At 65.4% G+C, this 22031-nt stretch carries 22 protein-coding genes; 17 read left to right on the plus strand and 5 right to left on the minus strand.

Annotated elements, in window-relative coordinates; translation table 11 throughout:
* Window positions 1-250, minus strand: a 250-nt coding sequence (locus GAK28_RS14650; RefSeq protein WP_291780548.1) for a transposase, incomplete at its 3' end; no start/stop codon positions are given.
* 44 nt (window positions 251-294) lie between these two features.
* On the opposite strand from GAK28_RS14650, the gene GAK28_RS14655 reads away from it, so the two are divergent.
* The 4 genes from GAK28_RS14655 to GAK28_RS14670 all read left to right on the plus strand — a co-directional run bounded on the left by GAK28_RS14655 (window position 295) and on the right by GAK28_RS14670 (window position 3249).
* Entirely contained in the window at window positions 295-1014 is a 720-nt protein-coding gene (locus tag GAK28_RS14655; protein WP_291780551.1) for a hypothetical protein, read from the plus strand.
* 997 nt (window positions 1015-2011) lie between these two features.
* A complete protein-coding gene (locus GAK28_RS14660; protein ID WP_291780554.1) occupies window positions 2012-2299 on the plus strand; it encodes a hypothetical protein in 288 nt (95 codons plus the stop codon).
* Between the two features lie 2 nt (window positions 2300-2301).
* Complete coding sequence (locus tag GAK28_RS14665; protein WP_291780557.1) at window positions 2302-2598, plus strand: hypothetical protein; 297 nt, start codon at window positions 2302-2304, stop codon at window positions 2596-2598.
* 156 nt (window positions 2599-2754) lie between these two features.
* Entirely contained in the window at window positions 2755-3249 is a 495-nt protein-coding gene (locus GAK28_RS14670; RefSeq protein WP_291780559.1) for a low molecular weight protein-tyrosine-phosphatase, read from the plus strand.
* Here GAK28_RS14670 and GAK28_RS14675 read toward each other — a convergent pair.
* Together GAK28_RS14675 and GAK28_RS14680 are read right to left on the minus strand one after the other, a co-directional pair.
* A complete protein-coding gene (locus GAK28_RS14675; RefSeq protein WP_291780562.1) occupies window positions 3242-3430 on the minus strand; it encodes a hypothetical protein in 189 nt (62 codons plus the stop codon). The genes GAK28_RS14670 and GAK28_RS14675 overlap by 8 nt on opposite strands.
* Window positions 3430-3750: a hypothetical protein gene (locus GAK28_RS14680; RefSeq protein WP_291780563.1), complete on the minus strand. Its 321-nt coding sequence runs from the start codon at window positions 3748-3750 to the stop codon at window positions 3430-3432. The genes GAK28_RS14675 and GAK28_RS14680 overlap by 1 nt, the downstream gene beginning before the upstream one ends.
* A gap of 92 nt (window positions 3751-3842) precedes the next feature.
* Here GAK28_RS14680 and GAK28_RS14685 point away from each other — a divergent pair, with 92 nt between their 5' ends.
* The 8 genes from GAK28_RS14685 (at window position 3843) to pgaD (GAK28_RS14720) (ending at window position 13586) form a co-directional block, all read left to right on the plus strand.
* Window positions 3843-4553, plus strand: a complete 711-nt coding sequence (locus tag GAK28_RS14685; protein ID WP_291780567.1) for a response regulator — start codon at window positions 3843-3845, stop codon at window positions 4551-4553.
* Window positions 4550-5890 carry an ATP-binding protein gene (locus GAK28_RS14690; RefSeq protein WP_291780570.1) on the plus strand — a complete coding sequence of 447 codons (1341 nt, stop codon included), beginning with the start codon at window positions 4550-4552 and terminating at the stop codon, window positions 5888-5890. The genes GAK28_RS14685 and GAK28_RS14690 overlap by 4 nt, the downstream gene beginning before the upstream one ends.
* A 172-nt stretch (window positions 5891-6062) precedes the next feature.
* Window positions 6063-7313, plus strand: coding sequence for a poly-beta-1,6-N-acetyl-D-glucosamine synthase (gene pgaC, locus GAK28_RS14695; RefSeq protein ID WP_291780573.1), 1251 nt, complete (start codon window positions 6063-6065; stop codon window positions 7311-7313).
* Window positions 7310-7774 carry a poly-beta-1,6-N-acetyl-D-glucosamine biosynthesis protein PgaD gene (gene pgaD, locus GAK28_RS14700; protein ID WP_291780575.1) on the plus strand — a complete coding sequence of 155 codons (465 nt, stop codon included), beginning with the start codon at window positions 7310-7312 and terminating at the stop codon, window positions 7772-7774. Before pgaC (GAK28_RS14695) ends, pgaD (GAK28_RS14700) begins: the two co-directional genes overlap by 4 nt.
* A 264-nt stretch (window positions 7775-8038) precedes the next feature.
* Window positions 8039-10015 carry a poly-beta-1,6 N-acetyl-D-glucosamine export porin PgaA gene (gene pgaA / locus GAK28_RS14705; RefSeq protein ID WP_291780577.1) on the plus strand — a complete coding sequence of 659 codons (1977 nt, stop codon included), beginning with the start codon at window positions 8039-8041 and terminating at the stop codon, window positions 10013-10015.
* A gap of 6 nt (window positions 10016-10021) precedes the next feature.
* Window positions 10022-11896, plus strand: coding sequence for a poly-beta-1,6-N-acetyl-D-glucosamine N-deacetylase PgaB (pgaB, locus tag GAK28_RS14710; RefSeq protein ID WP_291780580.1), 1875 nt, complete (start codon window positions 10022-10024; stop codon window positions 11894-11896).
* Complete coding sequence (gene pgaC, locus GAK28_RS14715) at window positions 11893-13146, plus strand: poly-beta-1,6-N-acetyl-D-glucosamine synthase (protein WP_291780582.1); 1254 nt, start codon at window positions 11893-11895, stop codon at window positions 13144-13146. The genes pgaB and pgaC (GAK28_RS14715) overlap by 4 nt, the downstream gene beginning before the upstream one ends.
* Window positions 13143-13586, plus strand: coding sequence for a poly-beta-1,6-N-acetyl-D-glucosamine biosynthesis protein PgaD (pgaD, locus tag GAK28_RS14720; protein WP_291780585.1), 444 nt, complete (start codon window positions 13143-13145; stop codon window positions 13584-13586). Before pgaC (GAK28_RS14715) ends, pgaD (GAK28_RS14720) begins: the two co-directional genes overlap by 4 nt.
* A 6-nt stretch (window positions 13587-13592) precedes the next feature.
* Here pgaD (GAK28_RS14720) and egtB read toward each other — a convergent pair whose 3' ends face one another.
* Window positions 13593-15773: an ergothioneine biosynthesis protein EgtB gene (egtB, locus tag GAK28_RS24890; protein WP_343161877.1), complete on the minus strand. Its 2181-nt coding sequence runs from the start codon at window positions 15771-15773 to the stop codon at window positions 13593-13595.
* Between the two features lie 21 nt (window positions 15774-15794).
* Window positions 15795-16172 carry a DUF427 domain-containing protein gene (locus GAK28_RS14735; protein WP_291780588.1) on the minus strand — a complete coding sequence of 126 codons (378 nt, stop codon included), beginning with the start codon at window positions 16170-16172 and terminating at the stop codon, window positions 15795-15797.
* A 213-nt stretch (window positions 16173-16385) separates the two neighbouring features.
* On the opposite strand from GAK28_RS14735, the gene GAK28_RS14740 reads away from it, so the two are divergent.
* The 5 genes from GAK28_RS14740 to GAK28_RS14760 all read left to right on the plus strand — a co-directional run bounded on the left by GAK28_RS14740 (window position 16386) and on the right by GAK28_RS14760 (window position 22031).
* Window positions 16386-17252: an SDR family NAD(P)-dependent oxidoreductase gene (locus GAK28_RS14740; RefSeq protein ID WP_291780591.1), complete on the plus strand. Its 867-nt coding sequence runs from the start codon at window positions 16386-16388 to the stop codon at window positions 17250-17252.
* Window positions 17253-17261: 9 nt separating this feature from the next.
* Entirely contained in the window at window positions 17262-17927 is a 666-nt protein-coding gene (locus tag GAK28_RS14745; protein WP_291780593.1) for an NAD-dependent epimerase/dehydratase family protein, read from the plus strand.
* Between the two features lie 107 nt (window positions 17928-18034).
* Complete coding sequence (locus GAK28_RS14750) at window positions 18035-19543, plus strand: GGDEF domain-containing protein (RefSeq protein WP_291780595.1); 1509 nt, start codon at window positions 18035-18037, stop codon at window positions 19541-19543.
* Between the two features lie 66 nt (window positions 19544-19609).
* A complete protein-coding gene (locus GAK28_RS14755) occupies window positions 19610-21367 on the plus strand; it encodes a VWA domain-containing protein (protein ID WP_343161878.1) in 1758 nt (585 codons plus the stop codon).
* A 109-nt stretch (window positions 21368-21476) separates the two neighbouring features.
* Entirely contained in the window at window positions 21477-22031 is a 555-nt protein-coding gene (locus GAK28_RS14760) for an RNA polymerase sigma factor (RefSeq protein WP_291780931.1), read from the plus strand.

Below are 22031 nucleotides of genomic sequence, written 5' to 3' on the forward strand. Positions count from 1 at the left end.
AAGCGTTCTCCTCCTCCAGCCGCGCCACTTCACGTTTGAGCCGTGCATGTTCGGCCAACTCCAAGCGTTGTGCCTGATCGTCCTGGTCGTGCCGCCGCGCCTGGGCGCGCCAACTGTACAGCTGGGCAGGCTGCAACCCCAGATCACGAGCCACCGTGGTTACCCCTTCTGTGGCCGCTCGCAACAGTGCCTGCTGCCTGAACTCCAGGCTGAACTCCTGCCCCTTTCTGCCTGCCTTGCTCTTGGTCATCGTCCACCTCCTATTGCGATAGTTAATCGCTTATAGGGGTGTCCGTGAAACGGGGGCAAGATCACATCACATCTCCCACCGAGCAGGACGGCTATATCAAAGACATGGCATCGGCCTACTTCACCGCCACGCAAGAACGCTCTTATGACTCACCGAACATTATCGGTAAGCACGATCATTACTTCATGCGCGACCGAGATGGCAACCGGGCCGAAATAACGACCCTGCATACAACTATCGGCATCGATCACGATATGAAGGACGTCATCGATCCGACGGAGATCCAGCGACTGGAAGACACCCGCAACCTCCGCCTGGAGCGTGAGGCCGCCCGCAAAGACTTCCACCCGGACGATCCTGCGCAGTTGCAGGATTCACCGCACCCCCTCTCCGATCGTCGTCCTTCGTCGAGCTTCCCGACACCCGGCGATGACCCGGTCTATGCCGCGATGCGCCTTCGGCTTCCCCATGATGTCTCCGACGACAAGGTGGCCCAGATGGCGGTGGAGGCACGCCACATCGGCATCCACCATGAGCGCCAGCTGGCGGATGTGGATATCGAGGGGAGGCAGATCGTCTGTACCGGTGTCCGGCCGGGCACCGAAATCACGCTGTCCATGGATACGGCGGCACCACCCAAGGATGAAAGCATGGCACTGGCGCAGGGTCTCGACCAGCAGGCGTTTCAGCAGGCGCAAGCGAGGGAGATGCAACAGGCACAGCAGATGGCGATGCAACAGAGTGGTCCCGTCATGTCGCTTTAATGCTGTCGCGATATGCCTGCCACGGGCATTGTCATTAGCGACACCGTCGTTCCTTCGCACGCAGAAGCCGTGTTGTTCTTGCTCAGGCAAGAGCCATGTCGTCCGGCTGGTGCGACACACCACTCGCGATAGCCAAACGCTTCGCCGTAGGCACCGGCCTGCGCCGGTGCGACGCGTCCCGTCGTACCGGCGCAAGCCGGTACCCACCGCATCGGTTCACCCGCAACGCGATAACGCTTCATCGGATCGTGTGCGGGCAACGCATTCACCGATTCGTCGTTCCTGTGAAAACAGGAACCCAGCGCCCCGGTTCACCAGTACGGCGACCACGCACCATCAGCTTTGTGTAGGAGACGCACCCGCAAAAACCGAACGCACCGCACTGGGTTCCAGCGTGCGCTGGAACGACGTGAGGGGGATTGAGAGGGTTCGCTATAAGCGCGTGCGCGATGGCGATGCGGGAAGAAACATCGCAACTTTTGGTCGCGTAGATGGCTCGGGACTACAGACAATCCGGAGATGTTCTGATACGTTCTCCGGCAGTTGTCGATGGATCGGATGCGAAGAAGAAGCATCGACAACCATTGCTCACCATCATGGTGAAAAGCGCAGAGAGGGTTCGGGTTGGCGCCCTTGCCCTCTCCACTGACCTCATCCTCTACAACAGGTATGAAGCTATGTCGAATTCTACGGCATTCCCCCGTCCACCGCTTGGACGCGGCACTCCCCCCGACGGTACGCGCGCGGTCCGGCACATGTCCGGCCACGACTGAAGCGTCTCGGCGCCCGTCATCCTTATGCCTTTTGCCTAGCCGTCACCACGCGGCGCGTTGCCGCGTGGCCCGGATAAGACCGACTGACGTCAATCAATCGAGTACCAACCGCCCGTAATCCCTTCGCGGGGAGGCGTGGGGCAATAGCGCCTCACCGGTCGAGTGATGAGGAGTACGTCGAGAGGCGTGCTCCGCTCGGCAAGCGCGGCAACAAGGAGAACACCATGAGCGCACCGGACGACCTCTGTCGGCTCGGCGAGGGCAGTTATGTCCTCGATCCCGAAGCCAGCCTCGATACCTTGCTTGACGATGCCGGCGAATGGCTGGCGTATGCCGAAGGGCTCAACGAGGTGTTGGCGGAAACCTTCGCCGATATGGAGCTGCCGAATCGAAAGCACCTCATACGCTTGCTTGGCGCTACCTCGCTACTCACACGCATGAGCACGCAATGCGTCCAACAGGCGAAAGTACGCCGTATATGGGATGCGCAAGCCACGCTGGGAGGCGACTGATCGTGCTTCCCATCATTCCCATCCTCACCGGCGGCATCGTGTTGCTTGCCGTGAACCTCATCGTCTATATCGACCGCATGCATGGCCGAACGCGCTCATGCCGCAGCGCGCGCGATTTCTGCGCGGTGTCATTCGTCTTCTTCCTTGCCGCCCTGTTCGCGCTGCTCGACCTGACAACGCAGGTGTGGATCGACCCAAGCGAGAACCTGGCTCTGGCGATCCTGAAAAGCACGGGAGGCGGCCTCGCGATATCGACCGCCTCGGCCCTCGGCTTCTGCATGGCCGCCCGCCTTGACTGATACCCCACCTGTAGGAGCGCGCTTGCGCGCGATGGGGGGCTTGCGGCAGCCTGGCATCGCGCGCAAGCGCGCTCCTACAAGGGTGGGGGTGCGCGGGTTTTTGCCAAATGGACGTATCCTGTCTTCGCTACCCATAGACATAGACAGCCCTCACCCATGAATGCCACCGACGCACCCCACGCTTCCGTTCTTTTCGTCTGTACCGGCAATATCTGTCGCTCGCCCACGGCGCATGCGCTGCTCGTCCACAAGGCCGCGGCCGCTGGGTTGATCGTGGACGTGGATAGCGCCGCGGTGACCGATTCGGAAGTGGGCAACCCGCCTGATGCCCGTTCGCTCGCCGAATTACGCCGACGCGGCATTCCCATGCCCGCGCATCGGGCGCGCCGGGTGACGGCGGAAGATTTCGCTCGCTTCGATCTGGTGGTGGGCATGACGACGGCCCATGTCGCCACGCTGCGGCGGATGGCGCCGGAGGCGGTGCAGAAGATCGGGTTGATGATGGTGCATTCCGCCGATCACGGCGCGATCGACGTGCCGGACCCGTGGTACGGGAAACAAGCGGACTTCATCGAGGTGTTCGATATGCTCGACGTGGCGGTCGACGGCCTGCTGGCCTCGCTGCGCCGACGCGATACCGCGATCAGTTAAGCGCGCTGTCGCGCCCTTCGCCATGAGGGGTGGGCAGCAGGCCGGCCAGGAGCCAGCGGGCGCTGTCGCCGGGGCGGTCGCCATGCACCAGCTCTACGCCATATTGGCGCGAGAACAGCAGCAAACCGAAATCCACCGTGTGGCCACAGAGGGCGAGCACGGCACAGGCCATGGCTTTCATCAGCCTCGCCTCCCCGCGTCGATGGCCCGCAGCACGCGGACCAGGGCAGCCCCCTGGCCGGTCGCAAGGGCGCCTTCGGCGGTCAGACCGCCCAGCTCACGGATGGGGTCGTGGTGGAACCAGTCGGCGCGCAGCTCGGCGTCCGGCTCGATCCGGGCGGCGAGCGACAGGGCCTGGACGACCGGGTTTCGCGGTGCCCGGCGGACCGAGGTGCGAACAAGGGCAACGGCAAGGGCGGCGGTGGGCATGGCGGGCGGACCAGGGGGAAGGTGCCGGAAAGTCTGCGCGCCGACCTTGTCCCGGGTTTGTCCGCATTGCATCCGGAAGGTCACTTTGTGTCTGGCTTGAAATAAATGACTTACCGGTCTCCAAAGGCTATAACGGCGCTGTTTTTTCCTGTGGGTGAAAGATCGTGCGACGTATCCTGGTGGTGGACGATGACGAGGAAATCGGCGACTTGCTGAGCCGCTTTCTCGAACGCAATGGCTTCACGGTGGACGTAGCGATGTCCGGCGTGGCCATGGACGATTACCTCGGCCGCCATGACTACGACCTGATGACCCTCGATCTCATGCTGCCGGGCGAGGACGGTTTGTCGCTTTGCCGTCGCGTGCGGGCGAAATCGTCGTTGCCGATCATCATGCTCACGGCGACCGGCGCCACCTCCGAGCGCATCGTTGGCCTGGAAGTCGGCGCCGACGACTATCTCGCGAAGCCCTTCGATCCCCGCGAACTACTGGCCCGCATCCGCGCGATCCTGCGTCGCGCCGAAAACACGCCCAGTGCCCCGCCCAGCGGCACCCGTGCCTGCGTGCGTTTCGCCGGCTGGAGTCTCGACGTGGCGCGGCGTGAATTGCGCGCGGCGGACGATACGCTGGTGCCGCTCTCCGGGGGCGAGTTCGACCTGCTGATCGCCTTCGTAGAGCATCCCCAACGCGTACTCACCCGCGAACAATTGATCGACCTTGCGCGCGGCAGCCGTCACGAGGCCTTCGACCGCAGCATCGACGTGCAGGTGAGTCGCCTGCGTCGCAAGTTCAGCACCGATGCGCATGCGCCCGAAGTGATCCGCACGATACGCAACGTCGGCTACATGTTCGTCGTGCCGGTGGAAAACGCATGAGCCGCCTGCGCTGGCGTCTCAACACCCTGGCCGGGTGGCTCATGGCCAACATCATGGCGGCCATCGGCCTGCTCATGCTGCTCAATGCCCTGGTCATCCTCTTCGTCAGCGTCTGGACGCGTCCGGGTCTCGATGGCGGCGTCATGCTCGAACAGATGAGCATGGTGCAGCGCGCGGTGGATGCCACGCCGGTGGACCGGCGTGCCGACCTGCTCGCCGCCATTTCGTCGCGCACCGAGTTCGGCATCCACTGGTATCCGAACCGGGCGTCCGTACCGATGCCATCGATTCCGTGGCGCGACAACGTCATGAGCGAGCGAATGCGGAAGATCCTGGGACAACGCACGATCGAAGGCTTCGACCCGCATCAGGACGATCCCGGCACGACGGGACAGACGCATTACGTGCTCGCCATGCAACTCGATGACGGCACCTGGCTGGCCTTCGATACGGCGACGCGTATCTGGGGCCTCGCTCCGTTCACGCAGATCATGATCATCATCCTGTTCGCGCTGTTTTCCGGCATCGTGGTGGCGGCCTTCGCCAGCCGTCGCCTGTCGCGTCCGATGAACCTGCTGGCTGGCGCCGCCGAGCGCTTCGGTGCCGACGTACAGGCACCGGCGATCCGGCCGGAAGGCCCCCTGGAAATCCAGGTGGCGATGCGTGCGTTCAACGAAATGCAGGGGCGCATCCAGCGCTTCGTCCGTGATCGCACCGAGATGCTGGCCGCGATCTCCCACGATCTGCGCGCGCCACTCACGCGCATGCGCCTGCGCGGCGAGTACATCGACGACTCCCACCAGCAACGCCGGCTGTTCAACGACGTGGACGAGATGCGCGCCATGGTGGACGCCGCGCTGGCCTTCTTCCGCGGCGATGGCGAAGAAGAGCCGATGACGCGCTTCGACATGACGGCGCTCGTGCAGACGGTGATCGACGATTCCCGCGACGAAGGCGCGGACGTGAGCTACGAGGGGCCGGAACGGATGATCTACGAAGGCCGCCCGAAGGCGCTCAAGCGCGCGCTCGTCAACCTCGTCGGCAATGCGGTCCGCTATGGCGGCGCCACCTGCGTGGTTCTCGATGAACCCGACGGCCAGGTCCGCGTGCGCGTGGTGGATCACGGCCCGGGCATTCCCGAGGCGTTGCACGAGACCGTGTTCCGCCCATTCTTCCGCGCCGAGGGCTCGCGCAACCGGCATACCGGAGGCGTTGGCCTCGGCCTGCCCACCGCCCGGAACATCGTCCGCGGCCATGGCGGCGACATCACGCTGCGCAACCTGAACGAGGGGCTGGAAGCAAGCCTTTGGCTGCCAAAGTCGCCCCGGCCTACCTGAACGGTTTCGGCAACTCCTACACATCTTGTCAACATCGCGTTGCCAGAATTGCCGGAAAGGCGCATGCGGTCACCACTGATTGGACCGCGTAAGTCGCCCCGGACGAAGGAAGGCAGGCGATGGGCGAAATCCGGATCGTGGCGCGGTGGCGCCACGCACGCAGGGAGGCGACATGGACGCCTCGTTGATGCATTCACTCCTGCAGTACGCGTTCTTCTACCCGTGGGTGATGTCGCTGTTGTGGATGAGCGGCGGCCTGATCTACTTCGTCCGCGTGGAGCGCCATGCCGGTGACCGGGAACGCCCTCCGTTGCTCACCGAATACCCCTTCGTGACCCTGATCGTGCCGTGCTTCAACGAGGGCGACCAGGTGCGTGAAACGATTGCGCAACTCGACGCGCAACGCTGGCCCGAGTTCGAGATCATCGCCGTGAATGACGGTTCGTCCGATGACACCGGGCGCATCCTCGACGCGCTGATGCACGAATACCCGCGACTTCGCGTGATGCACCTGGAATCCAACCACGGAAAGGCGATGGCGTTGCGCGCAGCCGCGCTGGCCGCGCATGGCGAATACCTGGTCTGCGTGGATGGCGATGCCCTTCTGGACGACTACGCCACGCACTGGATGGTCTCGCATCTGGTGCGGTCCCCGCGCGTGGGCGCCGTTACCGGCAATCCGCGCATCCGCAACCGCTCCACGTTGCTGGGCAAGCTCCAGGTCGGGGAGTTTTCGTCGATCATCGGGCTCATCAAGCGCGCGCAGAGCGTGTACGGGCGCATCTTCACCGTATCGGGCGTGATCGCGGCGTTCCGCAAGAGCGCGCTGCATGACATCGGCTACTGGAATACCGACATGGTCACGGAAGACATCGACGTGAGCTGGCGCTTGCAGATGCGCCACTGGGAAATCCGCTACGAGCCGAACGCGCTGTGCTGGATCCTCATGCCCGAGACCCTGCGCGGCCTGTGGAAGCAGCGCCTGCGCTGGGCCCAGGGCGGTTCCGAGGTGTTGCTGCGACATGGTCCGGCCCTGTTCCGCTGGCGCCAGCGGCGCATGTGGCCGCTCGCCATCGAGTACGTGCTGAGCCTGGTGTGGTCGTACGTGATGGGCACGATCATCGTGCTCTGGGCGCTGGGCAAGTTCATCGACGTGCCGCCGCCGTTCCATGTCGGCACGCTCATGCCGCAATGGCACGGCGTGGTGCTGGGCGTGACCTGCCTCGCACAGTTCATGCTGAGCCTGATGGTCGATCGCCGCTACGAAACCCGCATCGGCCGTAACTACTACTGGATGATCTGGTACCCGCTGGCGTACTGGACCATCAACACCGCCACCTCGATCGCCGCCCTGCCCCGCGCCGCCGCGCGCCGGCACGGGGTGAGAGCGACCTGGGTCAGTCCGGACAGGGGTATCCAGTGAAGGCCGACGCCATCCTCATCGACCGCCCGGAGCGCCAGTCCTGGCCGCGCCGTCTCGCCTACGCCCTGCTGACCGTGGTCGCCTGGTTGCTATGGGGTCTGCTGTGGCTGCCCGCACTGCACCGGCTCGCCCGCGACTGGGGCCTGCCCGCCCGCTATTCACGCTGGGTCCCCGACGTGGTGTTCAGCGGACTGGGCGACCTGGCCGGCATCGTATGGATCGCCCCCTTCAGCCTGGTGGTTTTCCTGGCCTGGTCGTTCTACGACGGCCGCCGTCGCCGACGTGGCGAGCGACGACGACGGGCCCAGCCGGTGGAGGTACCCGCCACGGCGGAATCACTGGGCACCAGCATGGCCGACGCGCTATGCATCCGAGATAGCCGTCGGGCCGTATTACGTATCGACGAGGACGGTGGCATCGGGGTCGCTACGACGGATACGCCCCGCTTACACCAAGAGTAGGTGTGTCAAGCCCTTCACGGCTCGATCATCGTAAGTTGTTGCAGCTTTATTAGGCCCCTTGGCCTTACCATGCGCACAGACCGTCAGCAGGGGATGGACGGTCCGACTTTCACCGCCGTTTGCCGGGAATGGATATCCGGCTTCGCCGATAGCAGGTCAACTGGCAGGATGGGACTGACTTCGACGATACCTCCGCGCGATATGCGCGTGCCCCGGGCAAGGCTTTGCCTGGCGCTGATTTTCGCTTTGCAGGGTTCGCTGGCCATGGCCAGTACGGATGTGAACGAACGCGACGCCCTCATGGCGAGGGTGAAGACCGAACGTGAACAAGGCCACCGGGTCGATGCCCTGGCGCATTGCCAGGCGATCCTCGACCGCTGGCCGGACGATCGCGAAGCGCGGGCCATGAACGTCACGCTCCTGGGCGAGCTGGGCGCGACCACGCGTGCGCGCGAACTGGCCGCGCAGCTCGACCCGCCGCAGACTGTGTCCGAGCGCTTCCACCTGGATGCCGACAACATCGGCCATGAGATCCGCTGGGCCAATGGCGAGCCAGCCGACCCGCGCCAGCCCTATGCCGAAGCCGATCGTGCGGTGGCCGACGCCCGCCGCCTGGCCGACGACACGTCGCTGCCGGAAGAACTCCGCGCCCGCGAACGGCTCGACCTGCTGGTCGCGCTGGACCAGGCCGGCCTTTCCGCCGAGGCGACGCAGCGCTACGACGAGCTGAAGAAGAACGGCGTCACTACCTTCCCCGCCTACGTCGAACGACCGGTGGCCGATGCCCTGCTGGTGCAGCGTCGTCCGGCGGAGTCGGCGAAGGTTTATGAAGATTCGATCGTGAAGGACCCCGGTCCCTACGACGCGGCCGAGAGCGAGCCGCGCATCGGCCTGATGTACGCCTACCTGGAGTCGGACCAGACCCGGAAGGCCTTCACCACTATCGACGAGCTGGCCGCCAAGGAGCCGGCGTGGATCCGCGTGCCCGGTATCCGCCTGCCCGTGCAGAACCCGCGCAAGGTGGACGCCGAGCTCAATGCCGCCGTGCTGCGTGAATACGTGAGCATGCCCGCCGAGGCCTATGCCCGCTTGGTGCCGCTCAGCCGCGAAGCACCGTCGAACGCTCAGATCCGCCGCGAACTGGGCATGACGGAACTGGCCCGTGGCTGGCCACGCATGGCGGAAGAAGACCTCAACATCGCCGGCACGCTCGACGAGCGCGACGTGGGCGCGTACATCGGCCAGGCCGACGCCGCACGCACCCTCCACGACTACCAGGATGTCGAGGAAAACCTCGGCATCGCTCGCAGCCTGGCCGACCGCAATGGACGCGTCGAGCGTGCGGAGCAGTCGTGGCAGCGCGAGAAGGGCTGGCAGTTCGACATCACCAGCGAGCGCGGCAAGGGCTCCAGTCCCGACTACGGCGACCGTGACGGCGCGACCCAGGCGACGATCGCCAGCCCGTTGATCGACGACCACTGGCGCGTGCTGGCCCTGGCCCGCTATTCGACGGCCGACCTGCCCGAGGGCGACGTGCGGCGCAGCCGCGTGGGCCTGGGCATCCGCGGTTATGCGCGCGGTGTCGAAGCCTATGTGCAGGCCCTGCCCTCCACGGATCGCTACGTGGGCAAGACCGCGCTCGAAGCCGGCGTGAACTGGGCGATGACCGACCGCTGGTCGCTCAACGCCGATTTCAGCACGGCCGGCGAGGACGCACCGCTACGCGGCCAGTACTACGGCATCTCCGCCAAGACGCTGGATACCGCCATCACCTACCGCGCCAGCGAGTTGTTCCAGGCTCGCCTTGGCCTGTCGCGCGACAACTTCAGCGACGGCAACAAGCGCACCGGCTGGCTGGCGACGGTCGTCCAGCGCCTGCATACCTCGCCCTACCTATCGATCGACGGTGGTATCGAGGTGGGCGGGTCGATGAACACGAAGACCGAGCGCCCCTACTTCAACCCTCGTCGCGACAACAGCTATGCCATCACCGGCCGGCTGGAGAACGTGATCAGCCAGTACTACGAGCGCAGCCTCACCCAGCGACTGGACGTGGCTTTCGGTCAGTACGACGAAAAGGGCTATTCCAGCGACTGGATGGCCACCGTGCGCTATGGCCAGATCTTCCAGCCGCAGCAGGGCTTCCGCCTCGGCTGGGGCGTGGCCTGGCACAACCAACCCTACGACGGCCGCCGCGAGCATCGCGTCGTCCTCGACCTGACCCTTCATTGGGGAGACTGACCCGTCATGCGTTCGCTGTTGTCACTGCTGGCCCTGATCGGCCTCGCGCTGCCCGCCTTCGCGCAGCCGGTCGCTCCCGTGCGGGCGCCGTTGATCGTGCTGGCCTATCACGACGTCCGCGACGACGTCGGCACCCTGGCCGACCGCGATCCGGACGCGACCAGCACCGATCACCTCATCGCCCATTTCGACTGGCTCAAGGGCAACGGCTATAACGTCGTCAGCCTCGAACAGGTCGTGCAGGCCGGACAAGGCGGCGCCGCGCTGCCGCCCAACGCCGTGCTGCTGACCTTCGATGACGGCCTGGAGAGCTTCTACACCCGCGTCTATCCCCTGCTGCGCGCCTACAACTACCCGGCGGTGCAGGCCATCGTGGGTTCCTGGGTCGACCTGCCGGCCGGCAAGCGCATGCCGTACAACGGCAGCGACTGCGACCGCTCCTGCTTCCTCTCGTGGGACCAGGTGGCGGAAATGCAGAAGTCCGGCCTCGTGGAGTTCGCCTCGCACTCCTGGGCATTGCACCAGGGCATGAGCGGCAACCCGCAGGGCAACCTGCTGCCGGCCGCCGCCTATGTGAACTACGACCCGGCGAAGAAGCACTACGAGACCGAGCCGGAATACATCGCCCGTCTCCAGGCCGACCTGGAACACAGCGCGAGCGAGATCGCCGAGCACACGGGCGTGCGTCCGCGCGCGATCGCATGGCCGTACGGCGCCTATACGCAGATCGGCCAGAACGTCGCCGCCAGCGTCGGCATGAAGATCTCCTTCAGCCTCGGCGACCGCCTGCCGAAGGTCGGCGCCGGCGGCACCATCCCGCGCCTGCTGGTCAGCGGCAACATCACCGCCAACCGCCTCGGCTGGCTGATGCGCCACCTGTCGCGTACCGATCCCGTGCGTGCCGTGCAGGTGGATCTCGACTACGTGTACGACCCCGATCCGGCGCAGCAGGACCGCAACCTGTCCAAGCTGCTCGACCGCATCAAGCGCATGCATCCCAGCCATGTCTGGTTGCAGGCCTATGCAGATCCCGACGGCGATGGCGTGGCCGACGCGGTGTACTTCCCGAACCGCCACCTGCCCATGCGCGCGGACCTGTACTCGCGTGTGGCCTGGCAGTTGCGCACCCGTGCCGGCGTGAAGGTGTATGCCTGGTTGCCGGTGCTTGCCTTCCGTTTCCCGGACGGCAAGGACCTGCCCTCGCTCGGCGGCGAACCGAAGCCCGGCGGCGATCACTTCCGCCTCGCGCCGTACGACCCGAAGGTCCGCCAGATGATCGGCGACGTGTACGAGGACCTCGCCATGCACGCGGACGCGGGCGGCCTGCTGTTCTCCGACGACGCCTATATCCGCGACACCGACAACCTAGGCCCCTGGGCGAAGAACACCCCGGGCCAGAACACCCAGGCGCTGATCGACTTCACCCGCGAGCTGACCACCCGCGTGCAGCGCTGGCGGCCGCAGGTGCGCACGGCGCGCAACATGTTCGCCCTGCCTGTGTTCCAGCCGAACGCGGAAGCCTGGACGGCGCAGAACCTCGCAGCCTTCAACCAGGCCTACGACTTCACCGCGATCATGGCGATGCCGCAGCTCGACAAGCAGTCGGACAAGATCAGCTGGTACCGCAACCTGGTCCACAAGGTAGCGGCGACGCCGGACGCGCTCGATCGCACCGTGTTCGAGTTCGCGACGCAGAACTGGCGCACCAACAAGCCGATCCCGTCGGACGAGATCGGCCAGCGCATGCGTGCCGTCCAGGCCGAAGGCGCCCGCCACATCGGCTACTACCCCGACGACTTCCTGCACGACCACCCCGACCTGGAGAGCATCCGCCCGTACATCTCGGCGTCCGACTATCCCTGGCCGGAGCCGGCACGATGAGCGGCGGCGGCATCCTCCACGTTCTGCTGGAGTTCGCGTTCTACTATCCGCTGATCATGTCGCTGATCTGGATGAGTGGCGGCGTGATCTACTTCCTGCGCTGGGAACGCAACGAGCCGATGCGCGTAAAGCCGCCGGAGCTGTCGGAATACCCGATGGTGTTCCTCGTGGTGCCTTGCCATAACGAGGGCGAGCAGGTGCGCGAGACCATCGCCCACCTCGCCTCGCAGCAGTATCCGAACTTCGAGATCATCGCGATCAACGACGGTTCCACGGACGACACCGGCGCCCAGCTGGATCAACTGCTGGAGCAGTATCCGCGCCTGCGCGTGATCCACATGTCGAGCAACCAGGGCAAGGCCATGGGTCTGCGTGCCGCCGCGCTGGCGTCCAATGCCGACTACTTGGTCTGCGTGGACGGCGATGCTTTGCTCGACGACTACGCCACCCACTGGCTCATCTCGCACATGCTGGAAAGCCCGCGCGTGGCGGCCGTCACCGGCAACCCGCGCATCCGTAACCGCTCTACCCTGCTGGGCAAGCTCCAGGTGGGTGAGTTCTCGTCCATCATCGGCTTGATCAAGCGCGCACAGCGCGTGTACGGGCGCATCTTCACGGTATCCGGCGTGATCGCCTGCTTCCGCAAGAGCGCCCTGCACGATGTCGGCTACTGGAACACCGACATGGTCACGGAAGACATCGACGTGAGCTGGCGTTTGCAGATGCGCCACTGGGAGATCCACTACGAGCCGAACGCTCTCTGCTGGATCCTCATGCCCGAGACCCTGCGCGGCCTGTGGAAGCAGCGCCTGCGCTGGGCCCAGGGTGGTTCCGAAGTGTTGCTCCGCTACACCAGCAAGCTGTTCAAGTGGCGCCAGCGCCGAATGTGGCCGGTGGCGCTGGAATACGTGATGAGCCTGCTGTGGTCGTACAGCATGGCGATCATCATCACGCTGTGGGTGGTCGGTCATTTCATCCCGCTTCCCGACTCCCTGCGCATCAACACCTTGCTGCCGCAGTGGCACGGCGTGGTACTCGGCGCCATCTGCCTGCTGCAGTTCCTGATCAGCCTGCTGGTCGACCGCCGCTACGAGACGCGCATCGGCCGCAACTACTACTGGATGATCTGGTACCCGCTGGTGTACTGGCTGCTCAATACGGCGACCTCCATCGTCGCGATGCCCAAGGCGCTGCTTAAGCGCAAGGGCACCCGTGCGGTATGGGTCAGCCCGGATCGGGGACTGCGATGAAAGCCGATGCCATCATGATCCAGCGCCCGGAGCGCCAGTCTTCGGCGCAAAAGGCGGTGTTCACCGCGATCACCGTGTTTGCGTGGCTGTTCTGGGCGTTTCTCTGGTTGCCGCTGATCACCCTGGGTGCCTGGGCCTTCGGCCTGCGCAACGCGTGGCTCCAGCTGCACGTGCTAGATCCGATCGGCGATGGCGGCGACATCAACATCGTGCTGATCGTCGCCATCATCTGTGCGGCCGTGTTCAGCTCATGGTCCGCCTATAACCACGCCCGTTTCGCCGGCAAGCAAAAGCGTCGTGGCAATTCCCCGGTCAGCGTCGCCGAAACCGCCACCGCCATCGGCGCCACCACCGACGACGCCGTCCGTATCCAGAGGCATCGTCGCGCGGTGGTCAGCGTGAGCGACAACGGTTTCATGACCGTCGACGAAGTGCGCTGAAGGTCGTTACACGGCCTTCAGCACATAGATGCCGAAGGCCGGATCGGCCGACACCCACTCCCGCTCCACGACCCAGCCGCCCGCCTGGGCCAACGCCGCGAACGATGTCGGCGTGAACTTGTGCGAGTTCTCCGTATGGATCGACTCGCCAGCGGCGAAGTCGAACGACTGGCCGGCGACCGTGACCCGCTGGGCATGACGGCTGACCAGATGCATCTCGATGCGCGCCCTGTAGGCGTTCCAGATCGCCCGGTGCTCGAAGGCGCCGACGTCGAAGTCACCGCCTAGTTCGCGATTGATCCGCACCAGCACGTTGCGGTTGAACGCAGCCGTCACGCCTTCGGCGTCGTCGTAGGCCGCAATGAGGGTGCCGGTGTCCTTGACCTGGTCGGCACCCACGATGAAGCGCGACCCGGCGCCCAGACCGGAGCGCACCGAACGCAGTAGTTCGACGGCCTCCGCCACCGTGAAGTTGCCGATCGTGGAACCCGGGAAGAACGCCACCACCGGCCGCCCCGCCACCTCGGCAGGCAGTTCGATGGCACGGGTGAAATCGCCCACGCGCGGATGCACCTCCAGCGACGGATAGGCGGCGCGCAAGCGTTCTGCGGCACCTTCCAGCGCGTCCGGACTGATATCCAGCGGCACGTAGGCGGCGATCCAGGGCGCGGCGTCCAGCAACACACGCGTCTTCTCGCTGGCTCCGCTACCGAGTTCCAGCAGTGCCGCGCCTTCGGGAATGCAGGCGGTGAGTTCGGGCGCGATGTCCTTCAGCAAGGCGGTCTCGGTACGCGTCGGGTAATACTCCGGCGTGGCGCAGATGGCCTCGAACAGCGCGGAGCCCGCGCCATCGTAGAAGTACTTCGGCGAGAACGCCTTCGGTTCGGCGGCCAGGCCCGCCAGCGTGTCGCGGAGGAAGAGGTCGCGCTCGTCCTCGCGTTCACCGCCCGCATCATGCGCAAGGCGCAGGCCTGAAAACATCCAGCGCTGCCCCGCACGGTAGAAGTTGCGGTAGGACACACGGGTATGCCCCGGCGGCGTCACCATCGCGCCGCCGCGCAACACCATCTGCCCGCTCATGAACTTGCCGTTGTATTCGCCCACGGCATCGTCGGAGGCACGGAATCCCGGATAGGCCGTGTATGCGCTGGCCGTCCACTGCCAGGCGACATCGTCCACCTGTTCCAGGTCGCGACGCGAACGCACCGCGTGTTCCCATTCCGCCTCGGTCGGCAGTCGCGCACCGGCCCAGCGCGCATAGGCATCCGCCTCGTAGTAGCTGACATGCGTGACCGCCGCATCGGGATCGACCGGCTGCCAACCGGCTGGCGTCATGTGCGACCAGACCTCGCCTTCGCGCTGCCAGTACGACGGTGCCTCCCAGCCTTCCTCGCGGCACTGCGCCCAGCCATCGGAAAGCCACAGATCGGCCCGGCGATAACCGCCCATGCCCATGAAGGCCAGCCACTGGCCGTTGGTGACCAACCGGTCGGCGATGTCGAACGGCTCCAGCCACACCGTATGGCGAGGGCCTTCGTTGTCGAAGGCGAACGGCTCGTCGACGGCGCCGATGCGGACGGGACCACCGCCCACGCGACGGAATCGCGCCACACGCCCCGGCACCGGCAAGCGCCATGCCGGATCGAACGCCGGCTTCAGCGGCGACTGCGCGAACAGATGCTGCACATCCATCACCAGAAGCTCCTGGTGCTGCTCCTCGTGGGCGAGACCCAGCCGCAGCAGCGCCTCCGTGTCGGCGTCGAGCGGTGTCGCCAACAGCGTCCGCATGTGCGTGTCGACATGCTCGCGATAGGCGAACACTCGCTCCAGCGGCGGACGGGTCAGCAGGCCTCGCATCGGACGCGGATGACGCGGACCGACCGCCTCGTAATACGAATTGAAGAGAAACCCGAACTGCTCGTCGAACACGGCGTAGCCGGGCACGTTCGGCCCGAGGAGGAAGGTCTCGAAGAACCAGGTCGTGTGTGCGAGGTGCCATTTCGCCGGACTGGCGTCGGGCATGGACTGCACCACCATGTCTTCGGGATCGAGCGACGCGACGAGGCGCCGGGTACGCTCACGCACGACGCGATAGCGCTCGGCGAGGGAGGATGTGGCCGTTTCCGTGCTACAGGGCGGCGCAGCGGCGGGGGCGTCGGCCGCGAGGGAATCGATGAGGGCTTGCATGGAATGTCCCTGGCTGGCGGCTCAGTCGGCCACGTGCTCGATACGCACGCGGTCGGAATAAAAGGCGAGATGGTCGCGGATCGCGGCGACGGCGTCGTGCGGCGACTCGTAGCTCCAGATGGCGTTGATCGCCCGCTCGCTGTTTCCGGGAAGGCTGAAGTACGACGCCTCCCCCTTGTAAGGGCACCAGGTGTGGTGCTCGGTTCGCACCAGCGACGCCATGTCGGCATCGTCGCGGGGTACATAGAACACCGGGGGATAGCTGGCCTCCTGCAAGCGGAGCGCCTTGCGCGTATCGACGATCACCCGATCCCCATCGCGTACAGTCACGCGGCCCTGGAAGGGCTCGACGGTGATGGGATGGTCGGGTCCGGGAATCTTGACGGCTCGGTTCGTCATGGACGGTTTCCTCGTCAGGCAGGCAGATAGTGAAGCGTGGGTGCGCCGCCTCGCGATTCCTAGCCGCGAGCGCGGCAAAAAAAGGATTCCTCTGTCGCACCAATGGCAGAATCAGCCGCATCATGGCTGGATTTGATGCTATTGCTATCCGGCGGACGATCTCCATAATGAGTGCTCACTCACTTATTTATTTCTTCCGCGGAGGAAGGCTCCATGTCCAAGCAAACCTGGCTCGTCTCCGGCAGCGCCGCCGGCCTCGGACGCGATATCGTCGAACGCGCCCTCGCCGAAGGACACGAGGTGGTCGCGACCGCCCGCCGCCCGGCCGCCCTCGACGACCTTGCCGCCCGGTATCCGGGGCAGCTGCGCACGTTCGTCCTCGACGTCACCGACGCGTCGGCCTGCGAGGCTGCCGTCCGTTTCGCCATCGACACCTTCGGTCACCTCGACGTGCTGGTGAACAACGCCGGCTACGGGAACATGGTGCCTTTCGAGAACATGGGCGCCGACGATTTCCGCGACCAGATCGAGACCAACCTCTTCGGCGTAGTGCAACTGACGCGTGCCGCCCTTCCCCACATGCGTGAGCGGCGCCATGGCTGGATCATCAACGTGTCGTCCGTTGGCGGCCGCCTGGCCAATCCCGGCCTGTCCGCCTATCAGGCGGCCAAGTGGGCCGTCGGTGGCTTCAGTGGCGTGCTGGCCGGTGAGCTGGCCGGGCTGGGCGTGCATGTCTGCACGCTGGAACCGGGTGGCATGCGCACCGACTGGGCGCGGCGCGCGAGTACGGATACGCCTGCGTTCCACACCGACTATGCCGCCACGGTCGGTGCGATGCTCGAACTGATCCGCCAATATGCGGGCAACGAAGCGGGCGATCCGCGACGCGTGGCGGAAGTCGTGCTGCGTATCGCGGCCCACCCGCAGCCGCCGGTCCACCTGCTGCTCGGCAGCGACGCCGTGCACTACGCTTCGCTGGCCGAGCAGGCACGTCGTGAAAGCGACGCGCGCTGGGTCGAGGTGAGCCGCGGCACCGACGTGGGGGACGAACGACCCGTTCCTCCCTTCCCCGCCTACTGAGGACACACGATGCGCATTCTTCTGTTCGGCGCGTCCGGCATGGTCGGGCAAGGCGTTCTTCGCGAGTGCCTGCTCGCAAACGATGTCACCGAGGTCGTCGCCGTGGGGCGCTCGCCCCTGGAGGTGACCCATCCGAAGCTCACCGCGATCGTGCATCCGGACCTCACCGATACCGCGATCCTCACCGGTCGTTTCGATGCCTGCTTCTTCTGCGTGGGCGTCTCGTCCTTCCGCATGGACGAGGCGACCTACACGCGCCTGACCTACGACATGACGCTGGCCGTCGCCACCGCCTTGTCACGGCGTGATCCCGACATGAGCTTCGTGTATGTGTCCGGCGCCGGTGCGGATTCGACCGAGGCGAGCGACACCATGTGGGCACGGGTCCGTGGGCGCACGGAGAATGCGTTGGCCCGGCTACCCTTTCGCCATGTGCATGCCATACGTCCCGCCCTTATCCGGCCGATGTATGGAGCCACCTCGCGGACTCGCGCCTACCGGCTGATCTATCCGTTCTTCGCGCCCATACTGCCCCTGCTTCGGGCATGGCGGTCTCACTCGGTGGCCACGACGGAGTCGATCGGTCGCGCCTTGCTGGAACTGGCACGCCATGGGTACGACAAGACCATCCTCGAAACGGCGGATATCGAGGACGTCGCACGACGTCATACCTGACGTTCACATTTGCGCGCGTGCGGGCCGTACCATGTGCCCATGATTTTGGCCCCCTCCGCAGCACCGGCCGCGAACGTCCCCACGTCGCAGGCAGGGAAAACCCCGCGATGATGCCCGTCATCATCGCGGCGGTGCTTGCGTTCGCCCATGCCTGCCTGCTGCGCATCCTGCCGGACCACGGCATGACCGTGTCCTACGTATCGTTCTTCGGCGTGGCGGCACTCGCGATGGTCTCCACCGTCCGCGCGTGGTATCGATCGGGTACGCCGCGCGACCATCGCTGGTGGCTGGTACTGGGAAGTCTCGGGCTCTGGGCCGTCGGCATGTTCTTCGCCGCACGCCAGAGCTATGTCTACGACAACGCCAATCCGGCGCCCGGCGACAGCATCTTCTTCTATGTGCTGTATGTCCTGCCCGTACTCGTCTCGATATCGTCGGCACCGGTCGCGGCACGCAAGCAATGGGCGGTGGCCATCGACCTCGTCCTGGCCTCCTTGCTGGGCGTGTTGTTCTATGTGCGCACGTTCTCCATCGTGTCCGTGCAGGGCGCGCTGGGCATGGATCAGGCCATGGATGTGGCATGGATGCTGGATTTCGAGAACACCTGCCTGGCCGTCGCGGCGTTGCTGCGTTTCCTTGCGACGGATCGTCCGGAAGACCATTACTTCTTCCGGGCCGTGATGTCGTTCTTCGTCACGTATGCCCTTTCCGGCTTCGTCTATAACCACTACATCGCGCTGGGCGGTCATCCCGAATTCGGAACCTCGTCATGGGATGCCGTGCTCGATCTGCCCTTCCTCGCGCTCTTCGTCACGACCGCATGGCGACAACCGCGACGCCACTGGCACCCTCCGGTCTACCTTGTCCGCTTCGTGCAGGGCGCCAGTCCCACCTTTCTCGCCATGAGCGTGTTGGGCTTCGGATTGATGATCATTCCCGACTACCCGTCGCTCGGCATCAGTGCCGCCATCGTGGCCGTCGTGGGTATCGGCCTGTGGGTTACCGTGGCGCAGGTAGACGTCGTGGAAGAGGAATACCGCCTGTCGCGCAACCGGGACGAACTCGAAGGACTGGTCTTCATCGACGGCCTCACCGGCCTGGCGAACCGTCGCGCGCTCGACGAGCGCCTGTTGCGGGAATGGCATCGGCCCGATCAGCGCGACCCCATCGCACTGCTCATGATCGATGTCGATTTCTTCAAGGAATACAACGACCGGTACGGACACCTCGCCGGTGACGATTGCCTTCGCGCGCTCGCCAGCACGCTGCTCTCCCGCGGGTTGCGGGCGGGCGACTTCATCGCACGGTTCGGTGGCGAGGAATTCGCCGTCGTCGCGCCGGGCACCCGATTGCAGGATGCCGTGGCGCTGGCGGAAGACCTGCGCTCGCACGTCGAGGCCCAGGCGCTGGTCCATCCGCTGAGCCCCTTCGGCGTGCTGACCGTCACCGTCGGCGTGGCGACCCTGCACGCCCATGCCTCCAGCAGTCCGCTGGATCTCCTCAACGCGGCGGATCGCGCGCTCTACCGGGCCAAGCAGTCCGGCCGCAATCGCGTGGGAACCATGGGCGACCTGCCCCTCGACGTGCCGTCGGGCCCTCCACGCCACACGGTTTAACCCCATTCGCCCTCCTGCTTCGTTTCACCTCATGTCACCCCACCGAGGCCATGCAGGATGAATACGTTGCGCACCACCCTTCCGCTCTTTTTCGCTGGCCTGGTCTTCGCCGCCGGTACCGCCGCCAACGGCCAGCCACGCACGCCGTTGTCGACGCTGCCCGTCCCCGACGACAGCCAGGCCGACTGCGGCACCGTCGCGCCGGTGAATCCCCGCATCCTGCGGCGCACAGGCGGGGCCCCTCGCGCCGAGACGATGATGGCCATGCCCGTGGCCGCCCCGCCGCCGGCTCCACCCGCACCACCGTCGCCGCCGGCCTCGCCCGTAACCATGTCGCAGGCACCGGTGGCCATGGCCGCGAAGATCGCGCCCGTGATGGGATACATGCCGATGGCGCCCGAACCGGTCGATACCAGCAACTACCGTCATCGCGACACCAACCCCGTGCACGTCGCCGCGACCGACCCGGTGTCCACCTTCAGCATCGACATCGACACCGGCTCTTATACGAACGTGCGCCACATGCTCCAGAAGGGCGACCTTCCTCCGGCCGATGCGGTGCGCAGCGAAGAATTCATCAACTACTTCAACTACGGCTACGCCCCGCCGACCGACCGCGCGCAACCGTTCAGCGTCACGACCGAACTGGCCCATGCACCGTGGAACGCGAATCGCGAACTGCTGCTGGTCGGCATCCAGGGCTACACGGTGCCGGCGAACCAGATTCCCGCCGCCAACCTCGTCTTCCTCGTCGATGTCTCCGGCTCGATGGGTGAACCGGACAAGCTGCCCCTGCTCAAGGCCTCGCTGCGGCAGATCGTGCCGAAGCTGCGCGCGCAGGATCGCGTGTCGCTGGTGACCTACGCAGGTGCTACCTGCGTCGCCCTGCGCTCGACCCCGGGCGACCAGCACGCGAAGATTCTGGCCGCGATCGACGCGCTCCAGGCGAGCGGTTCCACCAACGGCGCGGCCGGCATCGAACTGGCCTATGCGCAGGCGGCGAAGGGCTTCATCAAGGGCGGCGTGAATCGCGTCATCCTCGCCACCGATGGCGATTTCAATGTCGGCATCGTCGATCCCGAAGCACTCAAGACGCGCATCGCCGAAAAGCGCAAGAGCGGCATCGCCCTGACCACGCTGGGCTTCGGCGAAGGCAACTATAACGATGCCATGGCGGTGGAACTGGCCGACGTGGGCAACGGGAGCCATCACTACATCGACAGCCTGGAGGAAGGTCGGCGCGTGCTGGTGGACGAGATGTCCGCGACGCTCATGACCATCGCGAAGGACGTGAAGATCCAGGTGGAATTCAATCCTGCCGTGGTGACGGAATACCGCCTTATCGGCTACGAAAAGCGCATGCTCGCCCGAGAGGATTTCAACAACGACGCGGTCGATGCTGGCGAGATCGGCGCGGGTGCGAACGTCACGGCCATTTACGAAGTGACGTTGAAGGATTCGAAGGGTAATCGCGTCGATCCGCTGCGCTACGGCAAGACGGAAGCGCCCGCCGCGAAGGGCGACGAACTGGCCTTCCTGCGCCTGCGCTACAAGCCCGCCGATGGTGGCGCGAGTCGGCTGATCGAGCACCCGCTTTCCGCGACCGTCGAAGCCGAAGCTAGCGATCGCCTGCGCTTCGCCGCCGCCGTGGCCGCGTTCGCCGACAACCTGCGCGGCGGCAAGTACAGCGACGGTTTTGGCTACGACAAGGTCGCGGAACTGGCCCGTGGTGCGCTCGGTGCCGACCCGGGTGGCTACCGCGCCCAGATGGTCAAGCTCGCCGATATGGCGAACAGCATGCAGACGCAGCCGGCCTCGCGATAGTTCCTCAAGGCAGCCACCGGAGGGATGGCCCCTCCGGTGGCGATGTCACTGACGACGATAAACCGTGCGGATTTCTCTCTCCACCGAAGATGACGTAACCTCACCGGCCATGGACGCACCCCTGGCCGACGATGGCGCACTGATGCAAGCCTGGACAGGCGGGGATGCGGCTGCCTTCGCAACGCTCTACGGCCGACACAAGGGAGCGCTCTATCGCTTCCTGCTGCGCACGGTGAAGGATCGCGCGCTGGCCGACGAGCTGTTCCAGGAGACATGGAGCCGGGTCGTGGTGGCACGCTCGCGCTATCGCCCGGACGCTCGCTTCAGCACGTGGTTGTTGCAGATCGCGCATAACCTCGCCATCGACAGCTTTCGCAAGCAGCGTCCGCAGGCGGGCACGGAGGAAACCGAAGCCGTGTTCGCCGCGCAGGCCGCGCCCGAACGCGAACAGCCCGAGCACGCACTGTCGGACTTCGAACAACGTCGACGCATGCAACTGGCCATCGAGAGCCTGCCCGACGAACAACGCACGGCTTTCGTGCTGCGCATGGAAAACGAACTATCCGTCGAGGAGATCGCCACCGTCACCGGAGTGGGTCGTGAGACCGCGAAGTCGAGGCTTCGCTACGCCATGGCCCGGATCCGCGAACTCGTAGCCGACTGA

The organism is Luteibacter sp., assembly GCF_009912395.1.
In the GTDB taxonomy this organism is placed as follows: domain Bacteria; phylum Pseudomonadota; class Gammaproteobacteria; order Xanthomonadales; family Rhodanobacteraceae; genus Luteibacter.

Excerpts from the sequence above, each read along its gene's own strand:
- GAK28_RS14660 (WP_291780554.1), top strand. The coding sequence starts at position 2,012 with ATGAGCGCACCGGACGACCTCTGTCGGCTCGGCGAGGGCAGTTATGTC.
- GAK28_RS14670 (WP_291780559.1), top strand. The coding sequence starts at position 2,755 with ATGAATGCCACCGACGCACCCCACGCTTCCGTTCTTTTCGTCTGTACC.
- GAK28_RS14675 (WP_291780562.1), bottom strand. The coding sequence starts at position 3,430 with ATGAAAGCCATGGCCTGTGCCGTGCTCGCCCTCTGTGGCCACACGGTG.
- GAK28_RS14680 (WP_291780563.1), bottom strand. The coding sequence starts at position 3,750 with ATGCAATGCGGACAAACCCGGGACAAGGTCGGCGCGCAGACTTTCCGG.
- GAK28_RS14690 (WP_291780570.1), top strand. The coding sequence starts at position 4,550 with ATGAGCCGCCTGCGCTGGCGTCTCAACACCCTGGCCGGGTGGCTCATG.
- pgaC (WP_291780573.1), top strand. The coding sequence starts at position 6,063 with ATGGACGCCTCGTTGATGCATTCACTCCTGCAGTACGCGTTCTTCTAC.
- pgaA (WP_291780577.1), top strand. The coding sequence starts at position 8,039 with ATGGCCAGTACGGATGTGAACGAACGCGACGCCCTCATGGCGAGGGTG.
- pgaB (WP_291780580.1), top strand. The coding sequence starts at position 10,022 with ATGCGTTCGCTGTTGTCACTGCTGGCCCTGATCGGCCTCGCGCTGCCC.
- pgaC (WP_291780582.1), top strand. The coding sequence starts at position 11,893 with ATGAGCGGCGGCGGCATCCTCCACGTTCTGCTGGAGTTCGCGTTCTAC.
- pgaD (WP_291780585.1), top strand. The coding sequence starts at position 13,143 with ATGAAAGCCGATGCCATCATGATCCAGCGCCCGGAGCGCCAGTCTTCG.
- egtB (WP_343161877.1), bottom strand. The coding sequence starts at position 15,773 with ATGCAAGCCCTCATCGATTCCCTCGCGGCCGACGCCCCCGCCGCTGCG.
- GAK28_RS14735 (WP_291780588.1), bottom strand. The coding sequence starts at position 16,172 with ATGACGAACCGAGCCGTCAAGATTCCCGGACCCGACCATCCCATCACC.
- GAK28_RS14740 (WP_291780591.1), top strand. The coding sequence starts at position 16,386 with ATGTCCAAGCAAACCTGGCTCGTCTCCGGCAGCGCCGCCGGCCTCGGA.
- GAK28_RS14745 (WP_291780593.1), top strand. The coding sequence starts at position 17,262 with ATGCGCATTCTTCTGTTCGGCGCGTCCGGCATGGTCGGGCAAGGCGTT.
- GAK28_RS14750 (WP_291780595.1), top strand. The coding sequence starts at position 18,035 with ATGATGCCCGTCATCATCGCGGCGGTGCTTGCGTTCGCCCATGCCTGC.
- GAK28_RS14760 (WP_291780931.1), top strand. The coding sequence starts at position 21,477 with ATGGACGCACCCCTGGCCGACGATGGCGCACTGATGCAAGCCTGGACA.